This is a genomic window from Vreelandella aquamarina, from assembly GCF_044805175.1.
GTDB classification, from domain to species: Bacteria; Pseudomonadota; Gammaproteobacteria; order Pseudomonadales; family Halomonadaceae; genus Vreelandella; species Vreelandella aquamarina_B.
The window spans coordinates 2,007,982-2,020,228 of the sequence record NZ_CP085232.1; the positions used below are offsets into that span (position 1 = coordinate 2,007,982).

Below are 12,247 nucleotides of genomic sequence, written 5' to 3' on the forward strand. Positions count from 1 at the left end.
AGAACAACCGCCCCGGACAATGGTGGTATGAGCACTATAATTTTTTGATATTCCAATAAAAAACGCCCAGGTCTTTGACCTGGGCGCTTTTGCCGCATAGCGTAAAATTAACGCTTGGAGAACTGCGGACGGCGACGTGCTTTACGCAGACCGACTTTCTTACGTTCGACCTGACGGGCATCACGGGTAACATAGCCCGCAGCACGCAGCGCAGGACGCAGGTCTTCGTTGTAGTTCATCAAGGCACGAGTGATGCCGTGACGAATAGCGCCAGCCTGTGAAGAGCCGCCGCCGCCTTCAACGGTAACGTAAACGTCGAACTGGTTTAGGGTCTCAGTCAGCTCTAGCGGCTGACGAACAACCATGCGACCAGTAACACGACCGAAGTACTGGTCAAGTTCGCGGTTGTTGACGGTAATTTTGCCGGAGCCCGGCTTCAGGAACACGCGAGCGGTGGAAGTCTTGCGGCGCCCGGTACCGTAATACTGCTGTGTCATGGCGAAGATTTCCTCAGATGTTCAGTTCAAGCGGCTGCTGGGCAGCATGCGGATGCTCGGCACCAGCGTACACTTTCAACTTGGAGTACATGGCGCGACCCAACGGACCTTTCGGCAGCATGCCTTTAACGGCAGACTCGATGATACGCTCGGGAGCGTGGTCGAGCATTTTGTCGAATGTCATGGAGCGCAGACCGCCCGGGTAACCTGTGTGGCGGTAGTAGGTCTTAGCCTTCGCCTTGTTGCCGGTTACTTGGACTTTCTCGGCATTGATCACGACGATGTAGTCGCCAGTGTCAACGTGAGGGGTAAATTCGGGCTTATGCTTGCCACGCAGGCGGCGAGCAATCTCGGTTGCCAGACGACCGAGCGTTTTGTCCGTAGCGTCGACAATATACCAGTCGCGCTGGACGGACTGCGGCTTAGCACTGAACGTCTTCATGGATGAAATCACCAGATTAAGTGTGTTGGGTGACTCACACCGCTAGGCGGCGAAGCACCATCCCTATTTTTTTTGGTTGCAAGCATGAGCCAGCAACATGTAGCGAGGCGGCATTCTACAGCAAGCCCTTCGGCAAGTTAAGTGCCGTCTGTATTTTTTTGCATGGACGCCTAAAAACTAGGGTTTATGAGGGAGCGCCAAATACTCCCGGGACTGCATCTCTTGCAGCCGCGACAGGGTGCGCTGGAACTCAAAGGTTAGTTTGCCGTCGCTATACAGCGACTCAACCGGCACTTCGGCAGACATCAATAGCTTCACGCCGCGATCGTAAAACTCGTCAACCATATTAATAAAGCGGCGCGCCTGGTCATCTTTTTTGGCATCCATACGGGGCACATTGGCAACCAACACCGTATGGAATTCCCGGGCAATTTCAATGTAATCATTTTGGCTACGAGGGCCATCGCATAGCTCGGCAAACTCAAACCAGACCACATCTTCATGCAAGCGGCGGGTTTTCAGCACTCGGTGATTCACCTCCAGCGGCGCCCCCTCCTCACCCGGCTGCCCGGCAATTTCTCTAAAGCTGCGCGCCAATTCCTGCTCGGCAGCAGCATCTAAAGGCGCATGAAATATCTCCGCACGCTCCAACGCCCGCAGACGGTAGTCAATGCCCGAGTCGACGTTAACCACCTCGCAATGGCGGTTCACCAGCTCAATCGCAGGCATAAACCGCGCACGCTGCAGGCCATCTTTATAAAGATCGTCGGGCACGATATTAGAGGTTGCCACCAATATCACGCCGCGTTCGAATAGCGCTTCCAGCAAGTTGGCCAGAATCATGGCGTCGGTAATGTCTTTGACAAAAAATTCATCAAAACAGATCACGCGTGCCTCTGCCGCAAATTTACCGGCGATGAGCGTCAGCGGGTTTTTCTCGCCCTTATAGTGCGTTAGCTCATTATGCACCCGCTGCATAAAGCGGTGGAAATGCGTACGCATCTTCTCCGGAAACGGCAGTGCCTCATAAAAGGTATCCACTAGGTACGTTTTTCCTCGGCCTACGCCGCCCCAAAAGTAGAGACCTTTTACTTGAGGAACGGGTGGCTTGGCCGGATCGCTTTTCTTACCCAACAGCCCCGCCATTTTGGCCTTAAGACCTTTATTGGCCACCACCGTTTTGGGCACGGTAGTAGGCGCTGACAGAAGATCATCGTAGAGGCGCTGAAGATGCTTCACCGCCTGCTCCTGGGCAGGGTCGTATTGAAAATCGCTACGTTTGAGATCTTCTTGATAGCGCTCAAGCGGCGTTGGCCGACGCGCTTGATCGGACGCCTGACGTGCAGATACTGATGGCATTAATGTGCTCCCGCAACGCATAGTCCAAGCCATATCGTCGACGCGCTGCAGCACGCCAGACAAAGCTTGCTCAAATAAATGGGGCTAATTATACGCCGCCTAAACGCTAAGCGCATGAGTGGATTGACCCAACCGACTGAGACGCGCCTATAATGGGGCCTGTTTTAAGAGCACCGCCACGAGATGGCGCGCATCACTATTAGGGAGAACACTGTGGAAGCAAGCTCGCCATTCACTTTTACGTTAATTGGCCTGGCCATTGGTTTTGCCATCGGCTTGGGGTGCTACCGGCTTTTCAGCAAGAGCGCTCGGGATATCGCTACCCTCAAGCAAGCATTGCTTGAAAGGGAACACCAGATCGCGGAACTAAAGAAAAGTATGGGCAGCCACTTAACAAGTTTCCAACAACGCTTGGACAATATCCGCTTTGAAACCAGCCAGCTTGAACAGCTGGTAGAAAGCGAAGCAGCGCAATGGAAACTACCCAGCATAAAACCCTCATCTAGCCCTATTACTGGCAACGATGAAAATGACAGCGGCGTCGCCATGCCCAGAGACTACGCAGCGGGTAAAAACGGCACGCTTTCAGAGGATTTTGGCTTAAAGGAGAGTCACCAGCCCACCGATAGTGCAGCAGCACAACCTCCTCGGTACTAGCTTTCTCCTCAGCACTCACTTTCCAGCGCCGGCTTTACAGCACCAAGATCTTCCAGCACTAAGGAATACGCCTTTACTGCTGGTATCGCAACCACTGAACAAAGGGCACCTGCCAGCAATCGACAGGTGCCTCAGCCCACTAAGTTAGGCAGGGTTATCAATATCTACAAAGCGATGCTCTACATCGAACTCACTACCCAACCATTCACCTAGGGCTTGAACACCATAACGCTCAGTGGCGTGATGCCCTGCCGCAATATAGTGAATACCCATCTCACGCGCCAAATGTGTGGTGCGCTCAGAAATCTCACCAGAAACAAAAACTTGTGCTCCTACCTCGTAGGCTGCGGTAATCATGTCTTGGGCCCCGCCCGTGCACCACGCGATGCGCTCTATGGGCTCGGTAAGCGGCGCTTCCACAACAAGGGGCGGACGCTGTAGCGCGGCACTGATTTGCCCAGCAAGCTCGCCTATACTGTGCGGCGCAACCAAACGCCCCGACCAGAGCAGCCCTTCGCCCAACTCTCCATCTAGGCAACCCTCCACTTTCCAACCAAGCCGTTTAGCTAACTGGGCATTGTTCCCCATCTCCGCATGGGCATCCAACGGCAAGTGGTAAGCAAGCAAGCTAATATCATTAGCAAGCAGTGTTTTAATGCGACGCTGCTTCATCCCAGTCACCGGTACCGGCTCGTTTTTCCAAAAATAGCCGTGATGGACAAGCACCATATCCGCCTGCCATGCCACTGCCTCATCCAGTAGCGCCTGGCAAGCCGTCACCCCTGTCATCACTCGATTGACAGTGTCACGCCCTTCAACCTGCAATCCATTAACCGTGAAGTCCTTAAATTGACTGGCGCGTAGCTGGTGGTCACAAGCGGCGACAAGTTGATCCCGATGATTCACACTCACTCCTTAACAGTTTAAACCGCCACCGTGAGGCACAGCGGCATTCAGTGTTACCATAACGGTATTGTAAGACTCGCTCCGCATTATCGCGAACCTCGCGACTATTTAGACTGCCACCCGCTGAGGAATCCTCGCATGCACCGCTTTGTGCTGCCCTACTTATGGCCAATTACCACAGGGCTTCTACTTGCCACTGTACTCTTGCTCGTCTTTCCCGAGCAGTTGCCCAACCCATTTCGTCAAAGCCCGCCTACCTCTGTTGAGGCGCCCCCCGCCCTAGTGCCCACTAGCAGTGAACAGTCAGCCAACCGGCCTGCACCAGATGTGCGCCAAGCGCCCTCTCTTACACGCAATCAAGGTCCTGCCAGTTACTCAGAAGCGGTTAACAAAGCTGCTCCAGCCGTTGTCAATATTTATTCGTCACGTATCGTTGCACGAGACCAGCACCCGCTGATGTCCGACCCTTTTTTTCAACAATTTTTTAGTGGAGACGACGCCACCACTCATCAACGAATGCTCTCCAGCTTAGGCTCAGGCGTTATTGTCAGTGATGACGGCTATGTACTAACTAATCATCATGTGATTAATGGCGCAGATCAGATCCAGGTTGCTCTGCGAGATGGGCGGGAAACCCTGGCTGAAGTGGTTGGTACTGACCCAGAGAGCGACCTGGCTGTGCTGCGCATTACGCTCGATAATTTGCCCGTGATTGAGCTAGCTGACTCAGAGGAGGTTGCCGTCGGCGATGTAGCCCTGGCGATTGGTAACCCCTTTGGCGTGGGACAAACCGTGACCATGGGAATTATTAGCGCCACAGGGCGCAGCCACTTAGGGCTTAATGCGTATGAGGATTTCATTCAGACCGACGCAGCCATTAACCCCGGCAACTCCGGCGGCGCGTTGGTCAATCCAGAAGGCGCTCTAGTAGGTATTAACACGGCGATTTTCTCACGTTCTGGCGGCTCTCAAGGCATCGGCTTTGCGATTCCTGCCAACCTCGCTCACAGCATCCTTGATGAGCTGGTAACTCGTGGTCGTGTAATTCGCGGTTGGCTGGGTATTGAAGCCCAGGCCCTTTCACGGGAGCTTGCCGCCTCGTTTGGGCTACGCACACCCCAGGGAGTTATTGTGGCAGGTGTAGTAAGCGGCGGTCCGGCTGCCCAGGCAGGCTTACAACCAGGAGATGTACTGCTCTCTATTGATGGCCAGGTCATTCTAGATGCTCGCGCTACCATGAGCGACATTGCCTCTATTCCTCCTGGCACATCGCTACCGCTTACTATTGTACGGGGTGGCGAGCGCATGGAGATGACGCTTGAGGTGGGGGAACGACCGGTGCCGACCAACGCGACGTCAGCCGACCGGCAGAGCGGCTCTTAGCTCCACCCTGCCGAACCGAACTCACTGCCTGTCAATCGCGGATGCGATATTCGGCGGAGCGAGCATGGGCAGTGAGATACTCACCGCGAGCAAGGACAGAGGCAACTTTACCAAGCTCTGACGCCCCTTCTGGGGAGCAGTAGATGATAGAAGAGCGCTTCTGGAAGTCGTACACCCCGAGCGGTGAGGAGAACCGCGCCGTGCCGGACGTTGGCAGCACATGGTTTGGCCCCGCACAGTAATCCCCCAATGCTTCCGAGGTGTGGCGCCCCATAAAGATAGCGCCCGCATGGCGGATATCGTCTAGCCATGTCTCAGGCTCTGCGACCGACAACTCAAGGTGCTCGGGCGCGATACGATTAATCATCTCAACCGCTTCTGCCTGATCTTTACACAGGATCAACGCACCGCGACGGTTCAACGACGCACGTGCAATCTCTTCGCGCTCAAGCGTTGGCAGTAGCCGCTCAATAGAAGCCGCCACCGCATCCAGATGCGCCGCATCCCAGCTCACCAAGATTGCCTGGGCATCCTCGTCATGCTCTGCTTGGGAGAAGAGGTCCATCGCTAACCAGTCCGGGTCGGTTTGACCATCGGAGACCACCATGATCTCGGAAGGCCCGGCGATCATATCGATCCCCACTTGCCCAAATACGGCCCGTTTCGCAGTGGCCACATAGATATTGCCCGGCCCAACAATTTTGTCGACCCGAGGAACGCTTTGCGTACCATAGGCCAGCGCAGCAACAGCCTGGGCACCGCCAATGGTAAACACATAATCGACGCCCGCCAGATGGGCCGCAGCCAGCACCAGGTCGTTCAGCACACCATCAGGAGTTGGCACCACCATGACGATTTCACGCACGCCAGCCACATGAGCAGGGATCGCATTCATTAACACCGAGGAGGGATAAGCCGCCTTCCCACCCGGCACATAAATACCAGCCCGATCAAGTGGCGTGACTTTTTGCCCCAACACCGTACCGTCAGCTTCTTCATACTGCCAAGAAGTCGGCTTTTGCCGCTCGTGGTAGCGCTTAATACGCTCAGCGGCGGTGGCCAGTGCATCACGCTGTTCCGCTGGCAAGCCGTCAAACGACTTTTTTAGCTGCTCCGGCGTTAAGCGCAGTTGCTCCATCGACTCAACCGATAGACGATCAAAGCGGTTCGTTGCCTCAATCACCGCCTGGTCGCCACGCTGCTTAACATCGGCCAAGATTTCCTCAACACGAGCCTGGACCGCTTTATCAGACACGCCCTCCCAATCCAGCAACGCATCGAGTTGCTGATGGAATGCAGGCTCTCGTGTAGAGAGACGGGCAATGGTGGCTGTGGTTGTATCGCTCATGATGAACCTCGCGTCATTCAGTAGGCTGCGCCTGGCGCTTTTTAACGGCATTTTCCAAACGGGCTAGCAGCGGCTTGATACGGTCATGCTTCATGGTCATGGCCGCCTTGTTCACCACCAAACGAGTGCTGATATGGGCAATAAGTTCACGAGGCTCCATACCGTTGGCACGCAATGTATTACCGGTATCGACAATATCCACGATCTCATCGGCCAAGTTCATCAATGGAGCAAGTTCCATAGCGCCATAGAGCTTGATCACTTCCGCTTGAATACCCTGCTCGGCGTAGTAACGACGCGCCACATTCACAAACTTGGTAGCAACACGACGACGCGCTTTAGCAGGGGGCTGTCCGGTCACACCGGCCGTCATCAGCTTGCAGCGGGCAATATCCAAGTCCAGAGGCTCGTAAAGCCCTTCAGCACCGTGCTCAAGCAACACGTCTTTTCCAGCGATACCCACATCTGCCGCGCCCAGTTGTACGTAGGTCGGCACGTCCGTTGCCCGGATAATCACCAGCTTGACGTCAGGCAGGTTGGTGTCAAACAGCAGCTTACGACTTTTACTTAAATCCTCGGCAGGCGTAATGCCTGCGTCCGCCAGCAACGGCAGAGTTTCTTCAAGAATACGCCCTTTTGAAAGGGCTAGAATTAATTGCTTACTCATGGTGTAAGGCCAGTGGTTGTCCGCGTGGCTTAGCCGGGGATACGGCGAATTTTCGCCCCCAGCAGCTGTAATTTTTCCTCGATACACTCGTAGCCACGATCAATATGGTAGATACGATCGACCAAGGTCTCCCCCTCGGCCATCATGGCAGCAATCACTAGCGACGCTGATGCGCGTAGGTCGGTTGCCATCACGGGGGCACCAGAGAGTTTATCAACGCCCTTAATTAACGCGGCGTTACCCTCTAGTACGATGTTCGCGCCCATACGGTTCAGCTCTTGAACGTGCATAAAGCGGTTTTCGAAAATCGTTTCAACCACTCGTGAATGCCCTTCTGCCACTGCATTCATTGCTACGAACTGCGCCTGCATATCGGTAGGAAATGCTGGATAAGGAGCAGTGCGAATATTGACCGCTTTCGGGCGCTTGCCGTGCATATCCAGCGCAATCCAATCCTCACCGCTGGTAATCTCGGCGCCCGCCTCTTCCAGCTTGGCGAGTACCGCCTCTAAGATATCGGCACGGGTGCGCTTCACTTTTACACGCCCGCCAGTCATCGCCGCTGCAACCAGGAAGGTACCGGTCTCAATACGGTCAGGCATGACGTCATGCTCACAGCCATGTAGTGAGGCAACACCGTCAATGGTGATGGTATCGGTACCGTGGCCACGAATCTGTGCGCCCATTTTGATCAAGCACTCGGCCAGATCAACCACCTCAGGTTCGCGGGCGGCGTTTTCGAGAATGGTCCGGCCTTCTGCCAAGGTCGCTGCCATCAGCAGGTTTTCCGTGCCGGTGACAGTCACTGTGTCAAAAAAGATCGTCGCACCTTTCAAGCGGCCATCAACACGGGCGCGAATATAGCCTGCTTCAACGTGAATCTCAGCCCCCATGGCCTCTAGGCCACGCAGGTGCAAATCCACCGGACGCGAGCCGATAGCGCAGCCACCCGGCAACGACACATCCGCTTTGCCAAAATGCGCCAGCAGCGGCCCCAGCACCAGAATAGAGGCGCGCATTTTTTTAACCAGCTCATAGGGCGCGTGGCACTGGGTCACCTGAGAGCCATCCAGCTGGATGCTCAACTTTTCACCCATCACGGGCTCAACGCCCATACGCCCCAGCAGCTCCAACGTGGTGGTAATATCCTGCAAATGAGGCAAGTTACCGATCACCACTGGGCCATCTGCCAATAGGCTCGCGCATAGAATGGGCAGAGCCGCATTCTTAGCACCACTCGCCCAGACTTCGCCATCCACCGAGCCGTTGCCGGTGATAATTAGTTTATCCATGAAGCAGCCGTTACTCAGCGTTTTCCGACGCGGTTTGCCACTGCGTCGGTGTAAACGTTTTGATGCTGATAGCGTGTAGCGCGCCTGAGGCGATTTCATCACTTAACGCTGCGTATACAAGCTGCTGACGCTTCACCGGAGAAAGACCTTCAAAGGCTTCGCCAACCGCAATTACCTGAAAATTGCAGCCTTCACCCTGGATGTGAAACTCACACCCATCGATGCGGGATTCAAGCAGTGCTTTTACCTCGTTGGGTTGCATGAGACAGGAAACTCCTTTGGGGTCATTGAAATAGTAAGAAATAGGTGAACATGATAAAGAAAAGCAGCACGCTTGGCGATGCTGAGCCGCCCTATCAATTAATAGGGCAGCCAGAAGGCTGCCCTAAACAAAGCGTCATATTAGGCAGTGCCGCCCGACATGTCCGTCAGCGCCCCCAGCTCTGCCAGAGAGGCAAGCCGCTGAAGGGGCGGCGATAAAGTGACCGCTCGCACGGAAATATCCAGCGCTTGGCATGCACGAAGCCACTCGAATAACACGCTGATAGCAACGCTGCTGGCCTTACTGACTTGGCGAAAGTCGAAGCCAACTTCCTGGCAGCCCGCACTGCGCAGCCATTTCACCCCCGCAGCAGCCACCTCCGCCGCTGCATTCATGGTCACATCACCCGCTACCTCAAGGCTGTCAGACCGAGCGTTGAGTGATACTTCCGGTCGAGCAAGCAGCGACGTCACGCGTCGCCTCCCTGCTCCAACTCGTCGACACCGATCTCCGGCGCCCAGCCACGAATAACCGCATCGTAATCACGGTTATTGTCACGCATGGCCTGGTCAAACTGGTTGCGGAACGTCAGGCCAAGATTAATACCATTGACAATCACGTTGACAACACGCCATTGACCGTCAGAGAGGCGGAGGCTGTAACTCACGGGGTAGACCTGGCCGTTGGTAGCGACAATTTCCATATCGACGCTCGCTTGGTCTTCATAGCGCTGACTGCGCTGATTATTCAGCACACGCAACTCATCATAATCAAACGTCACCAAACCGCGGGTATAAGTATCAATCAGCGTTTGGCGAAACACGTCGGCAAACTGGCTACGCTGCTCAGGGGTTGCGTTACGGAAATAACTGCCCATCACGCTGGCACCGATATAGCGGAAATCGGCGACGTCATTGAGACTATCGTTCACTAGGGCTTTCAGCTCATCCAAATTGTTGGCGTAGTAATCCTCTTTACCATTGATCTGGTTCATAAATGATTCGATATTGTCACGAATCATTGCTTCAGGCGACTGCGTTTGCGCTTGGGCTAGTAGCGGGGTTAATAGCAGCATAAGCGCCAGCACTACCCGTTGGACAAAAGCTATCCGATGAACAAAAGTAGAAAGAACGTATTGCATCACATCGACCTCTTTACTATGGATAATTGAACGCATTTAGTTACTAACCATGTTGGATACGAATTGCTGAATAAGCTCTTCTAGCACCAAGGCGGACTGAGTGTCGCGAATGACATCACCCTCTTCCAGCACGTCGGGTGAACCGCCAACGCTGAGGCCGATATACTGCTCGCCTAGCAACCCGGCCGTTAAAATCGCAGCGGTCGTATCCTGAGAGAGCTGCCCTTCAAGCTCGCTATCAAGGCTTAAAATCACGCGAGCATCATACCACTCTGTATCTAGCTCAATGGCTTCGACGCGCCCTACTGTGACACCTGCCATGGTGACGCGTGCGCGCGGCTTTAACCCTCCGATGTTGGCAAAGTTTGCCTCAAGGCGGAACGTATCTGAGGGCGCTGAGAGCGTTAAGCCGCTGACACGCAGGCCAAGAAATACCAGTCCTACAATCCCCGCCAGCATAAACAAGCCAACACCAAACTCCATGGTTTTACTGCGCTTCATGGCACTACCCCACCCTTAAAGGCCGCCGAACATGACGGCAGTTAAAACAAAATCTAGCCCTAGCACCGCCAACGAGGAGTACACCACCGTACGTGTGGTGGCGCGGGAGATCCCTTCCGATGTGGGCACTAAGTCATACCCTTGAAATACCGCAATCCAAGTGACCACAAGCGCAAACACCACACTTTTAATCATGCCATTGCCGATATCATCAATAAATGAAACGCTGGCCTGCATATTGCTCCAGTAAGAGCCTTCAAACACTCCTAGCCACTCGACACCTACCAAATAGCCGCCCCAGATCCCGACAACGCTGAAACCAACGGTGAGAATAGGTAACGCCACAAACCCTGCCCAGAGTCTTGGCGCCACCACACGGCGCAGCGGGTCCACGCCGATCATTTCCATACTGGTCAGCTGCTCGGTAGCTTTCATTAAGCCAATTTCAGCCGTTAATGCAGACCCAGCCCGCCCGGCAAATAGCAGTGCAGCCACCACCGGCGCCAGCTCACGCAGCAACGAAAGCGCCACCATTTGGCCTAACGCCTGTTCAGCGCCGAAATCCACCAAAATGGTATATCCCTGCAGCGCCAGCACCATGCCAATAAAAAGCCCCGACACCAGTACAATGGCCAGTGAGAGCACACCGACAAAGTGCATCTGGCGCAGCCAAAGCGACCACCCCTCCCTAGACGGCACACCAACTGCCGACTGAGCGAGAAACACTGTGGCGCGCCCCAGGGCCTCGACTACATCGCACCCTTTACGGCCTAGCCGGGTCACCCGCGCCGCATAGTGTGAAAATTTTGACTGCATCTACCCTGCCTTAATAGCTAAATCGTGACCGAGGATATCCCGGTAAAGCATTTCTGCGGGATAGTGGAACGGCACCGGCCCATCCGGCTCGCCGTGCATAAACTGGCTGACACGCGGGTCCTGGTTCGCATCGAGCGTACTCGGTGTGCCGTGGGCCACGACTTGGCCATCCGCGATGAGATAAAGGTAATCAGCAATGCTCAGCGTCTCTTTAATATCATGGGAGACCACAACCGAGGTTAATGACAATGCTTGGTTAAGCCGCTTAATCAACTGCACCAACACGCCCATAGAAATAGGGTCCTGGCCTACGAAGGGTTCGTCATAGAGAATCAGCTCGGGGTCGAGCGCCACCGCGCGAGCCAGCGCGACCCGTCTTGCCATCCCTCCCGACAGCTCGGCAGGAGTGAGATGTCTTGCCCCGCGTAGCCCCACCGCCTGCAGCTTTAATAGCACCAGGTCACGAATCATTGTATCAGGCAAGTCGGTATGCACCCGCAGCGGGAAGGCAACGTTTTCAAACACATCCAAATCCGAAAACAGCGCACCACTTTGGAATAGCATCCCCATCCGCTTACGCAGCGCAAACAGCGCCTTGCGGGATAGGCGGTGCACATCCTGGCCATCGATTAAAACCCGCCCACGGTCTGGTGTTAACTGACCACCTATTAGCTTCAGTAATGTCGTTTTCCCCGTTCCGCTCGGCCCCATGATAGCTGTTACCTGACCGCGAGAGATGGTCATGTTGATCCCGCGAAAAATATCGTGGTCGCCCCGCGAAAAATACACATCTTCAATCTTTATGAAGGGAACATCTGTCATGGGCTGATTGGCCTTCATCCTCTTGCCAGCACACGCGAGTATATAACGGGCAGTGCATCTGGAAATTTAAAAAACAGTGTTTTCGAAATATTATCGAACATCGTATCCTAACGCTATTCACAGTAACAGTCGCGTAAAGCATCAGCGCTTAAAA

At 54.5% G+C, this 12,247-nt stretch carries 15 protein-coding genes; 2 read left to right on the forward strand and 13 right to left on the reverse strand.

All coding sequences use genetic code 11. The annotated features are described in order from the left end of the window. Nucleotides 1-107: 107 nt before the first annotated feature. The 3 genes from rpsI to zapE form a co-directional block, all read right to left on the reverse strand. Nucleotides 108-497, reverse strand: coding sequence for a 30S ribosomal protein S9 (gene rpsI / locus LG300_RS09460; RefSeq protein WP_404374835.1), 390 nt, complete (start codon nucleotides 495-497; stop codon nucleotides 108-110). Nucleotides 498-510: 13 nt separating this feature from the next. Next, on the reverse strand, nucleotides 511-939 hold the full coding sequence (rplM, locus tag LG300_RS09465; RefSeq protein ID WP_044629965.1) for a 50S ribosomal protein L13: 429 nt from the start codon (nucleotides 937-939) through the stop codon (nucleotides 511-513). Nucleotides 940-1,116: 177 nt separating this feature from the next. Continuing rightward, on the reverse strand, nucleotides 1,117-2,298 hold the full coding sequence (gene zapE, locus LG300_RS09470; protein ID WP_404374838.1) for a cell division protein ZapE: 1,182 nt from the start codon (nucleotides 2,296-2,298) through the stop codon (nucleotides 1,117-1,119). 213 nt (nucleotides 2,299-2,511) lie between these two features. On the opposite strand from zapE, the gene LG300_RS09475 reads away from it, so the two are divergent. Next, complete coding sequence (locus LG300_RS09475; protein WP_404374841.1) at nucleotides 2,512-2,955, forward strand: ZapG family protein; 444 nt, start codon at nucleotides 2,512-2,514, stop codon at nucleotides 2,953-2,955. 144 nt (nucleotides 2,956-3,099) lie between these two features. Here LG300_RS09475 and LG300_RS09480 read toward each other — a convergent pair whose 3' ends face one another. Continuing rightward, nucleotides 3,100-3,861: a Nif3-like dinuclear metal center hexameric protein gene (locus LG300_RS09480; protein ID WP_404374845.1), complete on the reverse strand. Its 762-nt coding sequence runs from the start codon at nucleotides 3,859-3,861 to the stop codon at nucleotides 3,100-3,102. A 138-nt stretch (nucleotides 3,862-3,999) separates the two neighbouring features. Here LG300_RS09480 and LG300_RS09485 point away from each other — a divergent pair, with 138 nt between their 5' ends. After that, the gene (locus LG300_RS09485; protein WP_404374848.1) at nucleotides 4,000-5,244 is read left to right on the forward strand and encodes a Do family serine endopeptidase; all 1,245 of its coding nucleotides are present in this window, start codon (nucleotides 4,000-4,002) and stop codon (nucleotides 5,242-5,244) included. A gap of 31 nt (nucleotides 5,245-5,275) precedes the next feature. On the opposite strand, the gene hisD is transcribed toward LG300_RS09485, so the two are convergent. From hisD to LG300_RS09530, 9 genes are all read right to left on the reverse strand, one after another. Further along, a complete protein-coding gene (gene hisD / locus LG300_RS09490; protein ID WP_404374850.1) occupies nucleotides 5,276-6,592 on the reverse strand; it encodes a histidinol dehydrogenase in 1,317 nt (438 codons plus the stop codon). Between the two features lie 13 nt (nucleotides 6,593-6,605). Then, the gene (gene hisG / locus LG300_RS09495) at nucleotides 6,606-7,259 is read right to left on the reverse strand and encodes an ATP phosphoribosyltransferase (protein ID WP_404374853.1); all 654 of its coding nucleotides are present in this window, start codon (nucleotides 7,257-7,259) and stop codon (nucleotides 6,606-6,608) included. A gap of 29 nt (nucleotides 7,260-7,288) precedes the next feature. Then, a complete protein-coding gene (gene murA, locus LG300_RS09500; RefSeq protein WP_404374855.1) occupies nucleotides 7,289-8,551 on the reverse strand; it encodes a UDP-N-acetylglucosamine 1-carboxyvinyltransferase in 1,263 nt (420 codons plus the stop codon). Nucleotides 8,552-8,561: 10 nt separating this feature from the next. Further along, a complete protein-coding gene (locus tag LG300_RS09505) occupies nucleotides 8,562-8,813 on the reverse strand; it encodes a BolA family protein (RefSeq protein WP_404374857.1) in 252 nt (83 codons plus the stop codon). 140 nt (nucleotides 8,814-8,953) lie between these two features. After that, nucleotides 8,954-9,286 carry an STAS domain-containing protein gene (locus tag LG300_RS09510; protein WP_404374860.1) on the reverse strand — a complete coding sequence of 111 codons (333 nt, stop codon included), beginning with the start codon at nucleotides 9,284-9,286 and terminating at the stop codon, nucleotides 8,954-8,956. Next, a complete protein-coding gene (locus LG300_RS09515) occupies nucleotides 9,283-9,888 on the reverse strand; it encodes a phospholipid-binding protein MlaC (protein WP_404378019.1) in 606 nt (201 codons plus the stop codon). Before LG300_RS09515 ends, LG300_RS09510 begins: the two co-directional genes overlap by 4 nt. 102 nt (nucleotides 9,889-9,990) lie before the next feature. After that, complete coding sequence (gene mlaD / locus LG300_RS09520; protein ID WP_404374862.1) at nucleotides 9,991-10,455, reverse strand: outer membrane lipid asymmetry maintenance protein MlaD; 465 nt, start codon at nucleotides 10,453-10,455, stop codon at nucleotides 9,991-9,993. A 15-nt stretch (nucleotides 10,456-10,470) separates the two neighbouring features. Then, a complete protein-coding gene (gene mlaE, locus LG300_RS09525; RefSeq protein WP_404374865.1) occupies nucleotides 10,471-11,271 on the reverse strand; it encodes a lipid asymmetry maintenance ABC transporter permease subunit MlaE in 801 nt (266 codons plus the stop codon). Further along, on the reverse strand, nucleotides 11,272-12,093 hold the full coding sequence (locus tag LG300_RS09530) for an ABC transporter ATP-binding protein (RefSeq protein WP_404374867.1): 822 nt from the start codon (nucleotides 12,091-12,093) through the stop codon (nucleotides 11,272-11,274). Between the last annotated feature and the right edge of the window lie 154 nt (nucleotides 12,094-12,247).